Source organism: Mesorhizobium sp. C432A, from assembly GCF_030323145.1.
Lineage (GTDB): Bacteria > Pseudomonadota > Alphaproteobacteria > Rhizobiales > Rhizobiaceae > Mesorhizobium.
In genome coordinates this window covers 1,489,913-1,506,785 of the sequence record NZ_CP100470.1, presented here as the reverse complement: position 1 = coordinate 1,506,785, position 16,873 = coordinate 1,489,913, and the positions used below count along the sequence as shown (strand labels likewise).

Below are 16,873 nucleotides of genomic sequence, written 5' to 3'. Positions count from 1 at the left end.
GCGTCGTTGCCGGCGCCGGCTTGATCGAGCTTCCGGCTTGATTTCCTGACCTCATGTGCTACGGCCCGGCAACGCTCTCCAATCAGCCCTGAAAGGCCGCCAGCCCATGGCCGTCGCCGCCAAGAACATTCCGGCACCCGACCTCGTTCCGGTCCGCCGCGCCCTGCTTTCCGTCTTCGACAAGACCGGCCTGATCGACTTCGCCAAAGGGCTGGTCGCGGCCGGCGTCGAGCTGGTGTCGACCGGAGGCACGGCAAAGGCGATCGCCGAAGCTGGCCTTGCCGTGCGCGACGTTTCCGAACTGACCGGCTTTCCCGAGATCATGGACGGCCGCGTCAAGACGCTGCACCCGTCGGTGCATGGCGCGCTGCTCGGCGTGCGCGACGATCCCGAACACGCCAAGGCGATGCACGATCACGGTATCGAGCCGATCGATCTGCTCGTCTCCAATCTCTACCCGTTCGAGGAGGTCCGCCGTTCCGGCGCCGACTATGCCGCTGTTGTCGAGAACATCGACATTGGCGGCCCGGCGATGATCCGCGCTTCGGCCAAGAATCACGCCTATGTCGCCATCGTCACCGATCCCGGCGACTACGCCTCGGTGCTGAACGCGCTGGAGATGAACATCGGCTCGCTGTCGCTGGATTTCCGCCAGAAGCTGGCGGCCAAGGCCTTTGCCCGCACCGCCAGCTACGATGCGGCGATCTCCGGCTGGTTCGCCGAAACGCTTGAGATCGAGCACCCGACCTGGCGCGCCTTCGGCGGCAGGCTGGAAAGCGTCATGCGCTATGGCGAGAACCCGCATCAGAGCGCCGGCTTCTACGTCAATGGCGACAAGCGGCCGGGGGTCGCCACGGCCCGCCAGCTGCAGGGGAAGCAGCTGTCCTACAACAACATCAATGACACCGACGCCGCCTTCGAGCTGGTTGGCGAGTTCGACCCCAACCGCTGCGCCGCCGTTGCCATCATCAAGCACGCCAACCCGTGCGGCGTCGCCGAGGGCGCTTCGCTGTCGGCTGCCTATGCCAGGGCGCTGGCCTGCGACCCGGTCTCGGCCTTCGGCGGTATCATCGCCATGAACCGCATCCTTGATGCCGAAGCGGCTCAGGAGATCGTAAAAACCTTCACCGAGGTGATCATCGCGCCGAACGCTTCGGAGGACGCTGTCCGCATCATCGCCGCCAAAAAGAATTTGCGACTGCTGGTCACCGGCGGTCTGCCCGATCCGCACGCCGGCGGCATCACTGTGAAATCCGTCGCTGGCGGCATGCTCGTCCAGGGCCGCGACAACGCGGTGGTCGACGATTTCGAACTGAAGGTGGTGACCAGGCGCGCGCCGACGGCGGCCGAGATGGCCGACCTCAAATTCGCTTTCCGCATCGCTAAGCACGTCAAGTCGAACGCCATCGTCTATGCAAAAGACGGCGCTACCGTCGGCATCGGCGCCGGCCAGATGAGCCGCGTCGATTCCTCGCGCATCGCCGCCCGCAAGGCCCTCGACGCGGCGGAAGCAGCTGGCCTCGCGGAGCCGTTGACCAAGGGCTCGGTGGTCGCCTCCGACGCTTTCTTCCCTTTCGCCGACGGGCTCATATCCGCGATCGAAGCCGGCGCCACGGCGGTGATCCAGCCCGGCGGCTCGATGCGCGACGACGACGTTATCGCCGCTGCCGACGCGCATGGCATCGCCATGGTGTTTACCGGCGTGAGGCATTTCAGGCATTGAGCGCCTCTGCCTTTTCCCACAAGGGGAGAAGGAAAAGTGCGGCGCTATTCCACTGGCTGATCCGCCGGGTACGGCGTCCAGATCAATATCGCGATCCCAACGCCCAGGAACAGCACGATGGCCGCCATGCCGAGCCGCGCCGAGCCGCTGGCGAGCGTGATCGACGCCACCATGAACGGCGCCAGGAAACTCGTCGCCCTTCCGGCCAGCGCATAGATGCCGAAATAGCGGCCGGATTCGGCCGCGGTCACGCTGCGCGCCATGTAGGAGCGTGACGACGCCTGCACCGGTCCGAACGCCAGCCCGATCAACAGGCCATAGAAAATGTAGGCCTTTTCCGCCGCCGTGCCGAACAGGCCGCCACTATCGGCTCCCGGCATCATCCAGGCGCCGAACAGCGTGTAGCCTGGCCCGGTCGAAACGATGCCGATGGTGGCGATGCTGAGCAGGACGAGCGAAATCATCACGATGGTCTTGGAGCCAAGCGCGGTGTCCAGCCATGCGGCAACCAGGCAGCCGACGATGGCGACGACGTTGAGAATAATGCCGAACATGCCGATCTCGGTGATCGACCAATGGAACATCGCTGCCGCAAAGGTGCCGCCCAAAGCGAGCAGCGCATTGACGCCGTCCTGATAAATCATGCGGGCGACAAGGAAGCGGAAGATGCCTTTGCGCCGGCGCACTTCAGTCAGCGTCGACTTCAGTTCCGACAGCCCCTCGCGCACCGCCGGCCCGATCGGAATGCCTTTGATGGCGTCTGGCGTGAAGAAGAACATCGGCAGGATGAACAGGAAATACCAGCCGGCCGACAGCGGCCCGGTGGCGCGCGCGTCCTCGCCGAGATTCGGGTCGAGCCCAAAGAGCGGGTCGATGCCGATGATCGTCTTGCCGGTCTCCGGCGAACCCGCCAGACAGGCGACGACAAAGATCAGCGCGATCATGCCGCCGAGATAACCAAGTCCCCAGGCAATGTTGGAGACGTGGCCGATCTCGCTCTTCGGCACCAGGCGCGGCATCATCGAATCGTTGAACACGGTCGAGAATTCCGCCGCGACCGAAGCGAGAGAAAAGAACAGCACCACCAGGAAAAGGTTCGAGCCGGGAGCGGCGAACCATAGCAGGCAAAGGCTGATGATCTTGATCGAGGCGAAGAACGCAATCCACGGCTTGCGCGGCCCGGTCTGGTCGGCAATCGAGCCGAGGATGGGCGACAAAACGGCAATGACCAGGCCCGCAACAGCGATGCCGTAGCCCCAGGCCGCCTGGCCCGAAACCGGATCGTTGGCCATGCGCGAGACGAAATAAGGGCCGAAGATGAAAGTGGTGACGACGGTGAAGAACGGCTGCGCCGCCCAGTCGAAGAACATCCACCCCCAGATGCCACGCCCGGATGCCCGCTGCGCTGTTTCTACTGCCGCCATGATGATTCCCCCGGCACCGCCCGTGTCGGGCGCCATGTCTGCATGTTTCGAATGCTCATGCAAACCGCGAAAGATTCGCGCTGCCCCTCACCTGGATGTCGCCACTGTCTACCTGCATAGAGACGCGAAGAAAGGCGCCGCGCCCCTACCTCCCCCTTGTGGGGAGGTCGGACCGAAGGTCCGGGTGGGGGTCGGTGCCGCACCCCCACCCCGCTGCTTCGCAGCGACCCTCCCCACAAGGGGGAGGGTAAAGTCCCGAGCCTCACATCCCCGTCAGATCGCTCATCAGCCCCGAAGCCACCGACAGCCTGGACACGGTGATATCCCCGCCTTCGGTCAGCGCCTGCAGCCGCTCGCGGATGCGCGCCACGCGCTCGCCTCCGGCTTCCAGCCAGGCCGCCACAGGATCCGCCGTCCCGGCATGGCCGGCGAGAGCCGCCACCGCAATGCCGCGCCGCGCCGCGCCGATCGTGTCGGTGGCGCGCGACAGCGCCAGCTGGTCGTAATAGTCCGACGGCGTGATTGAACGCGCCGCCTCTTCGACGCGCGGAATGCGGAAGGCATCGCTGACGGCGAAGAACGCCTTGGCCGAGGCGACGACGTCGGCATTGGCCGTGCGCGCCGTCAGTGCGATGTCGGGGATCAGTCCCGCCACATCGGCCATTGCCAGCTGCCCGGCGAGCTTTTCCGGGGCGCCGGCCTTGAACAGGCCATCCCGCCTCTCCTCGACCCGCTCGCGGGAGAAGGCCGGCAGCAGCGAGAGCAGCTTCGGCTCCAGCGCCATGCGCGCCTCTTGCAGTTCGGCAATGCGCTGGCCGAGAGCGGTGCCGGCATCGTTCTTCAGGTACCAGCCGCTGGTCACGAAGATAAGCCGGCTGACGGACTGGTAGAGATCGAGCTGCGCCTGGCCGTCGATGTGGCTGTCCAGCGCATCGATCTCCCGATAGAGCGCCGGCAACGCGAAGCCGTCGCGCACCACGGCGAAGGTGCGCACCACGTCGGCCGCGCTGCGCCCCGTGGCTTCCTGCAGCCGGTTGACGAAGGACGGTCCGCCGCGATTGACGAGATCGTTGGCGACGACGCGGGCGATGATTTCGCGGCGCAGCCGGTGGCCATGGATCTCGGCCGCATATTTCTTCGCCATCCGGTCAGGGAAATAGGCCATCAGATCGCGGTCGAAATGCGCGTCGTCAGGCACGTCGCTGGCGACGATGTCGGAAAACAGCACGATCTTGGCATAGGCGAGCAGCACGCCAAGCTCCGCCCGGGTCAGCGGCTCGCCACGCGCCTCGCGCTCGGCAAGGGCGGCCGGCGACGGCAGCGTCTCGACAGCGCGGTCGAGCAGGCCCCGAGCCTCCAGCGCCGCCATGAACCGGCTCTGGTGCGCGATGTCGGCAAGGCCGCGCTTGCGGGCGATGGAAAGCGCCAGCGTCTGTTCGTAATTGTTGGACAGCACGAGGCCGGCGACCTCGTCGGTCATCTCGGCCAGCAGCTTGTTGCGCGCCGGCCGGGTCAGCGACCCCTTGCGCATGGCGGACGCCAGCGCGATCTTGATGTTGACCTCGACGTCGGAGCAGTTGACGCCGCCCGAATTGTCGATGGCGTCGGAGTTGCAGCGGCCGCCATTCATGCCGAATTCGATGCGGGCGCGCTGCGTGACGCCGAGATTGGCGCCCTCGCCGATCACTTTGGCCCGCACATCGAGCGCGGTGATGCGGATGGCGTCGTTGGCGCGGTCGCCGACTTCGGCATTGGTTTCGCCCGAGGCCCGTAAATACGTGCCGATGCCGCCGAACCACAGAAGGTCGACGTTCGCCTTGAGGATAGCGGTCATGATCTCGGCCGGGGTCGCGGTGATCTTGGCGAGGCCAATCGCCGCCGCCGCTGCCGCAGGCAGCGTGATCGACTTCTGGCTGCGCGAGACGATGACGCCGCCTTCCGACAGCTTGGTCTTGTCATAGTCCTGCCAGGACGAACGCGGCAGCGCGAACATGCGCTCGCGCTCGGCCATCGACGCCACTCTGTCTGGATCGGGATCGATGAAGATGTCGCGATGGTCGAAGGCGGCGATCAGCCTGGTCTGCGGCGACAGCAGCATGCCGTTGCCGAACACGTCTCCCGACATGTCGCCGACGCCGACGACGGTGAAGGGGGTGGCCTGGATGTCGCGGTTGATCTCGCGGAAATGCCGCTTGACCGCTTCCCAGGCGCCTTTGGCGGTGATGCCCATCTTCTTGTGGTCGTAACCGGCCGAGCCGCCGCTGGCGAAGGCATCGTCGAGCCAGAAACCGTGTTTCTCCGAAATGGCATTGGCGGTGTCGGAGAAGGTTGCCGTGCCCTTGTCGGCGGCGACGACAAAGTAGGGGTCGTCAGGATCGCGCCTGACGACGCCGGCTGGGGGTATGACGCCATCGAGGCCGATATTGTCGGTGATCGACAGCAGGCTGGAAACGAAGTTCTTGTAGGCCGAGGTGCCGGCCTCGAAGATGGCGTCGCGGCCGGCGCTCATCGGCAGCTTCTTCGGATAGAAGCCGCCCTTGGCGCCGACCGGCACTATGACGGCGTTCTTGACCTGCTGCGCCTTGACCAGGCCGAGCACCTCGGTGCGGTAATCCTGGGCGCGGTCCGACCAGCGCAGGCCGCCGCGCGCAACCGGGCCGAAGCGCAGATGCACGCCCTCGACCTCGGACCCATAGACGAAGATCTCGCGCCACGGCCTCGGCGCCGGCAGGCCATCGACCGCTTGCGAGTCCAGCTTGATCGCCAGCGACTGGCCCCGCGCCTTCGTTCCCGCAACGAAATGATTGGTGCGCAACGAGGCTTCGATCAGGTTGAGATAGCGGCGGATGATGGTGTCGTCATCAATGTTGGGGACTTCCTCCAGCGCGTCCTTGATCTTGGCCTTGAGGTGCTTGGCGGCGACGACGCCTTCCGTCTCGGCGGTCGGGCCGAGACGAGCGACGAACAGTGCATGCAGGCCGCGCGCAATGTCGGGATAGCGGTTGAGCGCGGCCGCGATGAAATCCTGGCTCTGCGGGATACCGGCTTGCTGCAGGTAGCGGCCATAGGCGCGCAGAATGCTGACTTCGCCCGACCACAGGCCGGCGGTCTGGGCAAGCCCGTTATAGCTGTCATTGTCGATGTCGCCGCGCCAGACCGACAGGAAAGCGTCCTCGAACAGCGCGCCGCCATCGCTGAGGTCGATCGGCTTGCCGTAGCTGTTCTCCAGCTCCATGTCGTGGACGAAGACGGTGTCGCCGCCGTCCTCGCCAACCTCGAAGGTGCGCTCGCTGATGACGCGGAAGCCGATGTTTTCCAGCACCGGCACGCGACGCGACAGCGCTACCGGGCTGCCGTGGTGGTAGATCTTCAGCGCTGCCTGATGCGGTTTCTGCTCGGCATGGCGGTAATAGTCGATGGCGATCGGGTTGGCGGTGCTGATGCCGGCGATGCGCCCCGCATCCTTCAGCGCGATGGCCGCGCTGAAGGAATCGCGATAGCTCTCAGGCAGACGCGCGGCGATCGCCTTCAGCGATGGATCGCCGCCGACGGCTTCCGCGGCTTCGGCCAGCGCGTCGTCCCAGGTTCGCACGATATCGCGGATCGCCGCTTCGATCGCCGCCTGCTCGACCTTCGGCGTCTTGCCGCCCGAGCGGCCGATGATGAAATGCACACGCGCCAGCCCGCCCTCCGGAAACGCCGGATAATAAGCCGACAAACGGCCCTCGAAGACGGTCTTGAGATAGGTGCCGATCTTCTCGCGCACGACGCTGTCATAGCGGTCGCGCGGCACGAAGACGAGGATCGAGACGAAGCGGTCGAACTGGTCGGCGCGCACCAGCGCCCGCACCCGCGGCCGCTCGACCAGGCCGAGAATGGCCGCGGCGTGCTTCTTCAGGATCGGCACCGGCACCTGGAACAGTTCGTCGCGCGGATAGCTCTCCAGAACGTTGATCAGTGCCTTGCCGGAATGGTCGTGCCGGTCGAAGCCGGACTTGGCGATGATGGTCTCGGCCTTTGACCTCAGATACGGGATTTTCATCACCGAGCGCGTGTAGGCAGTCGAGGTGAACAGGCCGACCATGCGCAACTCGCCGGCAAGCGTGCCCTTGGCGGTGTAGGTTTTGACGCCGATATAATCGAGATAAATGCGGCGGTGCACCAGCGACTTGGCGTTGGCCTTGGTAACGATCAGCGGCTCCGGCCCATGCAGGAAGGCGCGGATTTCGGGCGTCGTCGTCACCGCCTCGGTGCCGCGCCGGAGCACCAGCACATCCGGGTCGGCGAGGATGCCGAGACCGGGCTTGTCGGCGCGCTCCAGATTGCCGCTCTCCGTGCCGCCGGAATATTTGAACTCGCGCATGCCAAGGAAAGTGAAATTGTCGTCGCGCAGCCATTCAAGGAAGGCGATGGCCTCGGCAACGCTCTTCTTGTCGAGCGGCACGGCGGAATAGCGGAATTCGGAAATCGCCTGGTCGAGACGGGCGAGCATCGGCTTCCAGTCGCTGACGGCGGCGCGCACCTGGTTGAGCATCTTGCGCAGGCGGTCGGCCAGCGCGTCGGCCTGCTCCGCCGTCAGGCGCGGAATATGGACATGGACGACGCTCAGCCGGTCGTGATTGCCATCGTCCTTGAGGGCGCTGCCGTCGCCGAGGATCTCGTCGACGCCGGCCTTGCCGTGGCGCACGACGATGACCGGATGGGTGACCAAAGTCGGTTCGCCGGCAGTTTCTGTGATCTCGCCGAGGATCGAATCGAACAGGAACGGCATGTTGTCGTTGACGACGGTGATGATCGTCATCGGGCGGCCCTCGCGGGATACGCCCGACCCGGCATCGACGGCGACGACACTTTGGCCCTTCTTGTGGGCGGCGACCGCACGTCCTGCCAGGTCGGAGGCGCGCTCCAGGTCGGCGGCGTCATAGGCGGCGATGTCTTCGGCCGGCGCGCGGGCCAGCAAATAGTCGGCGAGCCTGGCCGGCTTCCCGTCGGGTTTCACCCCGGCAGTGGCTGTTTTCCTCGGCTTAGCTGCGGATTTCACGCTCGCCATGTTGTCCTCACGTCACATGCTTTTACGACTATGGTAGCAGATGACCGCTGTTTGGCGACAAAGGTTTGACGGCTCGATAAGAATTACAGGAATTCGACGGTCAGGCGGCGGTGAACCAGGAGGAAGACCCCATGTCCGGCAAAATCAGCGCACTTGACCTCGGTATCGCGGAGCTGAGCGAGGCGACAAAAGCCTATTTCGCCAAATGCGAGGAAAAGCTCGGCCTGGTTCCCAACGTGCTTCTTGCCTATGCCTTCGACGAGAAGAAGCTGCGCGCCTTTACCGACACCTACAATGATCTGATGCTGGGTGAATCCGGCCTGTCGAAGCTGGAGCGGGAGATGATCGCGGTCGTCGTCTCCTCGATCAACCATTGCTATTATTGCCTGACCGCGCATGGCGCGGCGGTGCGCCAGCTCTCCGGCGATCCGGCTCTCGGCGAGATGATGGTGATGAACTTCCGCGCTGCCAATCTTTCACCGAAACAGACGGCGATGCTCGAATTCGCCGTCAAGCTGACGGAAGAGCCGGCAAAGATCGTCGAGGCGGACAGGGAAGCACTGCGCAACGCCGGCTTCACCAACCGCGACATCTGGGACATCGCCTCGACCGCCGCCTTCTTCAACATGTCGAACCGCGTGGCGGCGGCCATCGACATGCGGCCGAACGACGAATACCACGCCATGGCGAGGTGAAAGTTTCCTTCTCCTCGTAGGAGAGGTCAACGCGCCGCGATGGCCCCGGCAGCGCCGGCCATCGTCGTGGCGCTGATTCGGTTGGCGATCTTCATGGCGCGCCTGCTTTTGAGCAGCTTGCGCGCCTGTGAGGCCGCGACGACCCAGGCGAGATCGATGGCGATCAGAACCACCGCCATCGTCGCCGTCAGTTCGACCCAGCCGATGACACTCACCGAAGCGAGGTCGATGATCGTCGGCAGCAGCGCCAGATAGAACATCATGATCTTGGGATTGCCGAGCGTCACCGCCATGCCGGCAAAGAACAGTTTTGCCGGCGAATCCTCGCGCGGCATCTCGCCTTCTTTTGCGTCGACAGGTGCGGTCCACATCTTGAAGGCGAGGTAGGCGAGGTAAGCGACGCCGATCCATTTCACGACGACGAAGGCGAAATGGAAGGTCTGCGCCACGACCGCCAGCCCGAACACCGCCAGCGACAGCCAGATGGCCTCGCCGATCCACATGGCGAGCAGGAACGGAAACACGTCACGAAAGCCCTTCGAGATGACGCGGGCAACCAGTGCGGCGATCGATGGGCCGGGCGAGCCGGCGGCAACGAAGAGAGCGGCGGCGAAGATCAGGAGCGAGGTGAGGTGCATGACGGAGCCCTTCGAGCGTTGGGTGGCAAAGGATATCCGATCGCTGGCGATTTGGCATCCTGCAGCCTGATGGGCCAGCCGACGCGGCAAATTTCAGCGGCCGGACCTTGCCCGCGCCAGTGGTTTGAGAAAGGATCGCGGCTATGAAATCAATCGTCATCCACGCGGCAAAAGACCTGCGCATCGAAGAGTCCGATCCGGGCGTGCTGGGCACCGGACAGGTCGAAATATCGGTCGAGGCCGGCGGCATCTGCGGCTCGGACCTGCACTATTACAATCATGGCGGCTTCGGCGTGGTGCGCCTGCGCGAGCCGATGATTCTGGGACATGAGGTCGCTGGCACGGTGAAGGCACTTGGCGCCGGCGTTTCCAGCCTTGCCGTCGGCGACCGCGTCGCGATTTCGCCCAGCCGGCCCTGCAATGCGTGCCGGTACTGCCTGCAGGGCGTGCAGAACCAATGCCTCAACATGCGATTCTACGGCAGCGCCATGCCGATGCCACATATACAGGGCGCCTTCCGCCAGTGCCTCGCCGCCGAGGCCTGGCAGTGCCACAAGATCGCCGACCATGTCTCCATCAACGAAGCCGCCTTTGCCGAGCCGTTCGCGGTAACGCTGCATGCCGTCAACCGCGCCGGCTCGCTGCTCGGCAAGCGGGTCTTGGTCACCGGCTGCGGGCCGATCGGTGCGCTCAGCATCCTTGCCGCACGTGTCCACGGCGCGCGTGAGATCGTCGTCACCGATGTCATGGACGCGGTTCTGGCCAAGGCCAACGAGATCGGCGCCGACCGCACCATCAATGTCGCCACAGATGCCGACAAGCTCGCTGGCTACAATGTCGAGAAGGGCAGTTTCGACGTCATGTTCGAATGCTCCGGCGATGAGCGCGCGGTGCGAGCCGGGCTCGATGTGCTGAAGCCGCGCGGGGTGCTCGTGCAGCTCGGCCTAGGCGGCGACATGTCGCTGCCTCAGAATCTCATCGTCGCCAAGGAGATCGAAATGCGCGGCTCCTTCCGTTTCCACGACGAGTTCGCGCTGGCCGTCGATCTGATCAACAACCGTCGCGTCGACGTCAAGCCGCTGCTGACCGGCATCTATCCGATGGACGAGGCGGTTGCGGCTTTCGAGATCGCCGGCGACCGCAACAAATCGATGAAGGTACAGATCGCCTTCGCCTGAGCAGGGCGAGACACCCTATGAACCTTGCCCGCTCGGCGTCTTGCCGCTAGAAGAACCGTCCCGACATTCATTTCGAGCTTCATTTTGCCTCAGTAACCGCCGGTCTCGCCAACTCCCCTGATCACACTTGGCAGGGCGCCGCATTAAGCGGTGCCTGCTCCATTTCACGTGTTCCTCAGGCGGCGGTTCGAGACCGGTTTGGCACTGCTGAACCGTTGTCGCGCGCTTTGCCGCCCGTGACAGCTGATTTCCGACATAGCTAGCTCTCGCCACGCCGTGCCCGCATGGGCATCTCGCCATTGCCGACCTGAAGAACTTCCACACTGGAAGGTCTTCCGGCTTGTCCCAACATCTCGCTATCCACTGGGCAATCACGCCCGAAATCGCACCTCGACCCCTGATCCACTGCAACCGCTGCGGCGCCGTGAAAGCCTATCGCTGCAGCGACAAATTCCGCGTCAACGCCAATGGCAAACGCATTGATGTCTGGCTGATCTATCGCTGCATCGACTGCGACAATTCGTGGAATTTCGGCATTTTCGAACGCTGCAACCGCCGCGACATCGAACCCGCGCTGCTGGCAGCGCTCGAAAGCAACGATCCGGCCCTCGCCCGCCGCCATGTCCTTCGATGTCGTGGCTTTGCGAAACCGGGTCGGCCGCGTCGAGGAGTTTCCCGATGTCGCCGTTCACAAACACCGGCTCGGCGGCGAAGGCCGACCCGCAGCCGCGCTTGAAATCAGGCTTGGGCTGGAAATGCCGACATCGCTGCGGCTCGACCGTCTGCTCGCCGGCGAACTCGGCATCTCGCGGTCGCGGCTTCAGGCACTGGAGGAGAAGCTGGTGTTGATCGTCTTTCCGGAGGGAGCCAAGGCTTTGCGCAAGCCGGCTCGCGAGGGGACGACCATCCGCATCGACCTAGCCGGCGAAGCGGATCGCGAAGTCATCATCTCGGCGGCCGGAGGATGAGCCGCTGCGGCCAGGGGTTAATCGCTCTCTTCAGAGGTCGAAGCGATCAAACCCTTGGCCGCTTCGAGATCGCTGTCGGCGACCTGCACATGGGTCAGGCTTTGCCCGCTCGTATCGAGATGCGCCGAAAATGCATAAATCCCGTAGGCTTGAAGCATCGATATGCAGACCGCGGCCTCGGGCCGATTGTCGAATACCGCAGCCGTGACCAGTTTGTCGCTCATTGCGCGCCCTTAAGCTGCACCGACCACCTTGGCCGACCTTTCGAAACGCATCCTATACGGCTTCCAACTCCTTGGCATTTTTCCGTCGTTCAGACGCGCCAAGGAACCGCAGAGGAAAAGTAAGCATCCATAGATTGGGATGTGCCCTGCGCATCATTTTCCATGCGTAGCGGTCTGCCTGCTTTTCCTGATCGGGGTCTTGTCCCATTTCGACATGCTGCAGCGCATGGTGGCCTATTTCGTGATAGAGCGTTTTCTCGATCATGAATCTGCGAAATGCGTTGCCAATCCAATGTTTGGATGGGCGTCGCCAGACAATCTCGATGACCGATACTGTCTGGAGGTAAGTGCCGGCGAACTCGGGTTCGGGGATTTCCGGGATTATATAGATTCGCGAAATGCCAATCAGATCGGCTGCAGGTACATTTGCAAGCCAGTGGCCAATGTGCCGCGCCGCCTCCAAACCACTGTCGAGCTTGCCATGCTCCAGAACAGTGATGTCGCCAACTGAAGACCGCAGCCAGTCGTCCATCGCAAAGCGAACGATGCTGCGGAGCGCAGCGCGCATAAGGGGAGTTATCGGTCCTGCAAGCGAATCCGAAATATATCGTCGAGATGCATCTTCGTTAATATCGTGCAGGGCAGTAGCGAGGCCCGCCACAACCGTTGAAACTTCGCGATGGGAAACCTTACCCAGATCGATCTTTGCCAGCTCATACTCGATCGCCGGCAGTGCCGCGTTGCCAAATCCAACAAGCTTTTTGTGGGCTGCGAGCCTTCGCCGCGTGTCGTCTTGCATAAGACTCCGCACGAAATCCCGAACGGCATTTCGCACACCCGTTTCCTCGCCTCCACCCACAGCTAGCATACCGTGCGGAGGAGTGAGAGGAATGAGAATATCATGACACTATGAGCTTCCGCTGTGGTCCTTTGAAGAGACACCGCTGGGCTGGCTGGGCGCCAGGCTGCTCCCAGTGGGAAGCCTGTCCCATTCGGCGAGACGATGGGTTGGGTCGTCCCCATCTCGCCAAAACAAAAACCGTTACGCCGCGCCGACCACTTTGGCCGACTTCTCGAAGCGCTTGCGCTCGTTCGGGTCGAGATAGAGCTTGCGCAGGCGGATGGTCTTCGGCGTCACCTCGACCAGCTCGTCGTCCTGGATCCAGGCCAGCGCGCGCTCCAGCGTCATGCGGATCGGCGGCGTCAGCTTCACCGCCTCGTCCTTGCCGGCGGCGCGGATGTTGGTCAGCTTCTTGCCCTTCAGCACGTTCACTTCGAGGTCGTTGTCACGGCTATGGATGCCGATGATCATGCCCTGATAGACCTTGACGCCCGGGTCGATGACCATCGGGCCGCGGTCTTCGAGGTTCCACATGGCATAGGCCACTGCCTCGCCCTGTTCGTTGGAGATCAGCACGCCGTTGGTGCGGCCCGGCAGTTCGCCCTTGTAGGGCTGGTAGGCGTGGAACAGCCGGTTCATCACGGCGGTGCCGCGCGTGTCGGTCAACAGTTCCGACTGGTAGCCGATCAGTCCGCGCGTCGGCGCGTGGAAGACGATGCGCTGACGGTTGCCGCCCGAAGGCCGCAGCTCGACCATCTCGGCCTTGCGCTCCGACATCTTCTGCACGACGATGCCGGCGTGCTCCTCGTCGACGTCGATGACGACTTCCTCGACCGGCTCCAGCAATTCACCGTTCTCGCCCTTCTGCATGACGACGCGCGGACGCGACACGGCGATTTCAAAGCCTTCGCGGCGCATCGTCTCGATCAGCACGGCCAGCTGCAATTCGCCGCGGCCGGAAACGAAGAACGAATCCTTGTCGGGCGATTCCTCGATCTTGAGCGCGACATTGCCTTCGGCTTCTCGCAGCAGGCGGTCGCGGATGACGCGGCTGGTCACCTTGTCGCCTTCAGTGCCGGCGAGCGGCGAATCATTGACCAGGAAAGACATGGTCACGGTCGGCGGATCGATCGGTTGCGCATGCAACGCCTCGGTCACCGCCAGGTCGCAGAACGTGTCGGCGACGGTGCCTTTGGACAGGCCGGCAATGGCGACGATGTCACCCGCCTGCGCCTCTTCGATCGGCTGGCGCTCGAGGCCACGGAAAGCGAGGATCTTGGAGATGCGGCCGGTTTCGATCTGGGTGCCGTCATGGTGCAGCACCTTGACCGCCTGGTTGGACTTCAGCGTGCCGCTCTCGATACGGCCGGTAATGATGCGGCCGAGGAATGGATTGGCTTCCAGGATGGTGCCGATCATGCGGAACGGGCCGGGATGAACGGTCGGCTCCGGCACATGCTTGATGACGAGGTCGAACAGCGGCGCCAGGCCCTGGTCCTTCGGGCCTTCCGGATTTTCCGAGACCCAGCCATCGCGGCCAGAACCGTAGAGGATCGGGAAGTCGAGCTGCTCGTCGGTGGCGTCAAGCGCTGCAAACAGGTCGAACACCTCGTTGACCACTTCGACGTGGCGGGCGTCCGGACGGTCGATCTTGTTGATGACGACGATCGGCTTCAGGCCGACCTTGAGCGCCTTGCCGACGACGAACTTGGTCTGCGGCATGGGGCCTTCGGCGGCGTCGACCAGCACGATCGCCGAATCCACCATCGACAGGATGCGCTCGACCTCACCGCCGAAATCGGCGTGGCCGGGCGTGTCGACGATGTTGATGCGGGTGTCCTTCCAGTCGACCGAGGTCGCCTTGGCCAGGATGGTGATGCCGCGTTCCTTTTCGAGGTCGTTGGAATCCATGGCGCGCTCGGCGACGCGCTGATTGTCGCGGAAGGAACCGGATTGCCGCAGCAATTGGTCGACGAGGGTGGTTTTTCCATGGTCGACGTGCGCGATGATCGCGATATTACGAATTTTCATTTTGTGGTCTCGGGAGCGTTGCAGGCAGCAGGCCAGAAGGCGCCGCCTCTTTCGGTTGCGCGGCTCATACAGGGTTTTTCGCAATTGCGAAAGAGGAGGCGCACCACCAAATACTCATCAAATCTTAAGCATCTCGGTGTGAGATGGTTTTGTTAACCAAGGCGGGAACCTTTCTGGGCCCGGGTAGTTCGAAATTCATGACCGACAAACTCAACCGATTTTGGCCCCTCATCGCTTCGGTCGCATTCGCTGCCGTGCTGGCGGCCAATGCCGCTCAATCGGCCGCCACGGTGAAGGAAGCCAATCCGGCTTCGTCGCCCGACCGGACGGCCGAGCAGATGTTTGCCGACGCCCCTGATGGCGTCGACCCCGTGGTCACCGGCCCGGTCAGCGCCTCTTTCAAGCAGAGGCAGCGGGTTGCAGGCTGCGACAGCGCGGTGTGGCCGAAGATTCCGACGGTTTGCTACCCGGACTGACGGCTGCCCATTCCAGGCATAGCGATCCTTCGCACCGGCCCAAAGGCTTACGCCGACCGCACCGGATCGAGCGTCACCTTGTAAAGCTCGATGTCGTCGCGATCCATCAGCCGCACGGTCAGCTGCTCTGTCGCCCCTGAAATGTCCACCAGGCCAAAGAACTGCAGGCCGGCCGAGGGTGGCAGGTTCTGGCCCTGTTCGGTGGTCGGCGCCTTGATGAATTTCAGCTCCGGGCCGAAGGTCATGTCGAAATCATTGGGACCGAAGGTACCGGCGTGGATCGGGCCCGAGACGAATTCCCAGAAAGGATTGAAATCCTGGAACCGCGCCTTGTCGGGGTTGTAATAGTGCGCCGCCGTGTAGTGGACATCGGCGGTCAACCAGACCGTGTTGGTGATGCCGGCAGTCTTGATGTAGCGCAACAGGTCGGCGATCTCGAGCTCGCGGCCTTTGGGCAGGCCATTGTCGCCATTGCTGATGGCTTCCGCGCCGACCTTCTTGGCGCCGTCGTCCCAGACGACGAGGCCGAGCGGCATGTCGGCGGCAATGATCTTCCAGGTCGCCCTGGAATTCGTCAGCTCGCGCTTCAGCCATTTCGTCTGCTGTTCGCCCAGCATGCGTGACTGCGGCGTCATGTCCTCCTGCATGTCGGCGCCGTTCGGGCCGCGATAGGAGCGCATGTCGAGGAAGAACACGTCGAGCAGCGGCCCATGCGCGATCTTGCGGTAGACGCGGCCGGGCTCGGACGGCTCGTAGCGGATCGTCGTCATCTCATGGAAGGCGCGCGCCGCACGCGCCGCGAGCACATGGATGGATTTTTCGGTGTAGCGGCTGTCGGCGCCGAGATTCTTCGAATCCGACCAGTTGTTCAGCACCTCGTGATCGTCCCACTGGTAGAAGGTCGGGCAGATGGCGCTCAAGGCCAGAACGTTTTTGTCCATCATGTTGTATTTCCACTGGTCGCGGTACTCATCCAGCGTCTCGGCCACCTTGCGCTTGCCGTCGATCAGGACGACGTTTTTCCACTTGCCGCCGCCAGGCAGGTCTACCTCGTCCTTCATGGCGCCATCGGCATAGATGGTGTCGCCGGAATGCAGGAAGAAATCCGGCGTGTGCCTGGCGATGGTGGCGTAGGTTTTCATGCCGGTCTCATCGATTCCCCAGCCCTGGCCGGCCGTGTCGCCCGACCAGGCGAATTTTATGTCGCGCTTCGAGGCGGGTGCTGTGCGGAAACGGCCGACGATCGGTTCGGAAACGGCGTTGATATCCGACAGGTCGGCGGCAGTCATCCGGTAGAAGATATCCTGGTCGGAGGCGAGTTCGGTAAGCAGGCGCTTGACCGTGAAGTCGCTGGCCGGCGAGGTATCGAGCGGCGCCAGCCGCGTCGCATTGGCGAAGTTTTCCGTCGACGACACTTCGAACATGACGCGCGAAGGCCGGTCGGTGCGCGTCCACACCATGCCGCTCGAGGCATCGACATCGCCGGACTGGACGCCATGGGTGAAGGCCGGGCGCTGGCTGGCGCGCGAATAATAGGGCAAAGCGAGCCCCGATGCGCCGAGCAGACCGGCGGCGCTGGCAGAGGTGACGAAAGCGCGGCGGGTCAACGAAAGCTTGTTCATGGC

The 16,873-nt window shown here is 63.5% G+C and carries 13 protein-coding genes; 6 read left to right on the top strand and 7 right to left on the bottom strand.

Going from position 1 to position 16,873, the window contains the following annotated elements; all coding sequences use genetic code 11:
* The first annotated feature begins 106 nt into the window (after nt 1–106).
* The gene (gene purH, locus NLY33_RS07200) at nt 107–1,723 is read left to right on the top strand and encodes a bifunctional phosphoribosylaminoimidazolecarboxamide formyltransferase/IMP cyclohydrolase (protein WP_023704964.1); all 1,617 of its coding nucleotides are present in this window, start codon (nt 107–109) and stop codon (nt 1,721–1,723) included.
* Nucleotides 1,724–1,767: 44 nt separating this feature from the next.
* On the opposite strand, the gene NLY33_RS07195 is transcribed toward purH, so the two are convergent.
* Together NLY33_RS07195 and NLY33_RS07190 are read right to left on the bottom strand one after the other, a co-directional pair.
* Nucleotides 1,768–3,147 (bottom strand): MFS transporter, encoded by a 1,380-nt coding sequence (locus tag NLY33_RS07195; protein ID WP_031196429.1) that lies wholly within the window; start codon nt 3,145–3,147, stop codon nt 1,768–1,770.
* A 262-nt stretch (nt 3,148–3,409) separates the two neighbouring features.
* Nucleotides 3,410–8,197: an NAD-glutamate dehydrogenase gene (locus NLY33_RS07190; protein ID WP_023704965.1), complete on the bottom strand. Its 4,788-nt coding sequence runs from the start codon at nt 8,195–8,197 to the stop codon at nt 3,410–3,412.
* 131 nt (nt 8,198–8,328) lie between these two features.
* Here NLY33_RS07190 and NLY33_RS07185 point away from each other — a divergent pair, with 131 nt between their 5' ends.
* The gene (locus NLY33_RS07185) at nt 8,329–8,892 is read left to right on the top strand and encodes a peroxidase-related enzyme (protein WP_023681420.1); all 564 of its coding nucleotides are present in this window, start codon (nt 8,329–8,331) and stop codon (nt 8,890–8,892) included.
* A 26-nt stretch (nt 8,893–8,918) separates the two neighbouring features.
* On the opposite strand, the gene NLY33_RS07180 is transcribed toward NLY33_RS07185, so the two are convergent.
* Nucleotides 8,919–9,530 carry a LysE family translocator gene (locus tag NLY33_RS07180; protein WP_023681421.1) on the bottom strand — a complete coding sequence of 204 codons (612 nt, stop codon included), beginning with the start codon at nt 9,528–9,530 and terminating at the stop codon, nt 8,919–8,921.
* A 143-nt stretch (nt 9,531–9,673) separates the two neighbouring features.
* On the opposite strand from NLY33_RS07180, the gene NLY33_RS07175 reads away from it, so the two are divergent.
* The 3 genes from NLY33_RS07175 to NLY33_RS29620 all read left to right on the top strand — a co-directional run bounded on the left by NLY33_RS07175 (nt 9,674) and on the right by NLY33_RS29620 (nt 11,676).
* Nucleotides 9,674–10,708, top strand: a complete 1,035-nt coding sequence (locus tag NLY33_RS07175; protein ID WP_023704966.1) for an L-idonate 5-dehydrogenase — start codon at nt 9,674–9,676, stop codon at nt 10,706–10,708.
* Between the two features lie 424 nt (nt 10,709–11,132).
* Nucleotides 11,133–11,444, top strand: a complete 312-nt coding sequence (locus NLY33_RS29625; RefSeq protein WP_488473744.1) for a DUF1062 domain-containing protein — start codon at nt 11,133–11,135, stop codon at nt 11,442–11,444.
* A complete protein-coding gene (locus NLY33_RS29620; protein ID WP_488473621.1) occupies nt 11,329–11,676 on the top strand; it encodes a DUF1062 domain-containing protein in 348 nt (115 codons plus the stop codon). Before NLY33_RS29625 ends, NLY33_RS29620 begins: the two co-directional genes overlap by 116 nt.
* 17 nt (nt 11,677–11,693) lie before the next feature.
* On the opposite strand, the gene NLY33_RS07165 is transcribed toward NLY33_RS29620, so the two are convergent.
* The 3 genes from NLY33_RS07165 to typA all read right to left on the bottom strand — a co-directional run bounded on the left by NLY33_RS07165 (nt 11,694) and on the right by typA (nt 14,772).
* Nucleotides 11,694–11,900, bottom strand: a complete 207-nt coding sequence (locus tag NLY33_RS07165) for a hypothetical protein (protein WP_023688850.1) — start codon at nt 11,898–11,900, stop codon at nt 11,694–11,696.
* 52 nt (nt 11,901–11,952) lie between these two features.
* Nucleotides 11,953–12,699, bottom strand: coding sequence for a M48 family metalloprotease (locus NLY33_RS07160; protein WP_023704967.1), 747 nt, complete (start codon nt 12,697–12,699; stop codon nt 11,953–11,955).
* Nucleotides 12,700–12,942: 243 nt separating this feature from the next.
* On the bottom strand, nt 12,943–14,772 hold the full coding sequence (gene typA, locus NLY33_RS07155) for a translational GTPase TypA (protein ID WP_023681424.1): 1,830 nt from the start codon (nt 14,770–14,772) through the stop codon (nt 12,943–12,945).
* Between the two features lie 197 nt (nt 14,773–14,969).
* On the opposite strand from typA, the gene NLY33_RS07150 reads away from it, so the two are divergent.
* On the top strand, nt 14,970–15,248 hold the full coding sequence (locus tag NLY33_RS07150; RefSeq protein ID WP_245262865.1) for a hypothetical protein: 279 nt from the start codon (nt 14,970–14,972) through the stop codon (nt 15,246–15,248).
* Nucleotides 15,249–15,295: 47 nt separating this feature from the next.
* Here NLY33_RS07150 and NLY33_RS07145 read toward each other — a convergent pair whose 3' ends face one another.
* Nucleotides 15,296–16,870: an alkaline phosphatase D family protein gene (locus tag NLY33_RS07145; RefSeq protein ID WP_023704969.1), complete on the bottom strand. Its 1,575-nt coding sequence runs from the start codon at nt 16,868–16,870 to the stop codon at nt 15,296–15,298.
* Nucleotides 16,871–16,873 lie beyond the last annotated feature (3 nt).

Bases quoted from the DNA above. Each gene is read 5' to 3' on its own strand.
- NLY33_RS07165 (WP_023688850.1), bottom strand. From the start codon at position 11,900: ATGAGCGACAAACTGGTCACGGCTGCGGTATTCGACAATCGGCCCGAG.
- NLY33_RS29620 (WP_488473621.1), top strand. From the start codon at position 11,329: ATGTCCTTCGATGTCGTGGCTTTGCGAAACCGGGTCGGCCGCGTCGAG.
- NLY33_RS07190 (WP_023704965.1), bottom strand. From the start codon at position 8,197: ATGGCGAGCGTGAAATCCGCAGCTAAGCCGAGGAAAACAGCCACTGCC.
- NLY33_RS07145 (WP_023704969.1), bottom strand. From the start codon at position 16,870: ATGAACAAGCTTTCGTTGACCCGCCGCGCTTTCGTCACCTCTGCCAGC.
- NLY33_RS07185 (WP_023681420.1), top strand. From the start codon at position 8,329: ATGTCCGGCAAAATCAGCGCACTTGACCTCGGTATCGCGGAGCTGAGC.
- typA (WP_023681424.1), bottom strand. From the start codon at position 14,772: ATGAAAATTCGTAATATCGCGATCATCGCGCACGTCGACCATGGAAAA.
- NLY33_RS07180 (WP_023681421.1), bottom strand. From the start codon at position 9,530: ATGCACCTCACCTCGCTCCTGATCTTCGCCGCCGCTCTCTTCGTTGCC.
- purH (WP_023704964.1), top strand. From the start codon at position 107: ATGGCCGTCGCCGCCAAGAACATTCCGGCACCCGACCTCGTTCCGGTC.
- NLY33_RS07160 (WP_023704967.1), bottom strand. From the start codon at position 12,699: ATGCAAGACGACACGCGGCGAAGGCTCGCAGCCCACAAAAAGCTTGTT.
- NLY33_RS07175 (WP_023704966.1), top strand. From the start codon at position 9,674: ATGAAATCAATCGTCATCCACGCGGCAAAAGACCTGCGCATCGAAGAG.
- NLY33_RS07150 (WP_245262865.1), top strand. From the start codon at position 14,970: ATGACCGACAAACTCAACCGATTTTGGCCCCTCATCGCTTCGGTCGCA.
- NLY33_RS07195 (WP_031196429.1), bottom strand. From the start codon at position 3,147: ATGGCGGCAGTAGAAACAGCGCAGCGGGCATCCGGGCGTGGCATCTGG.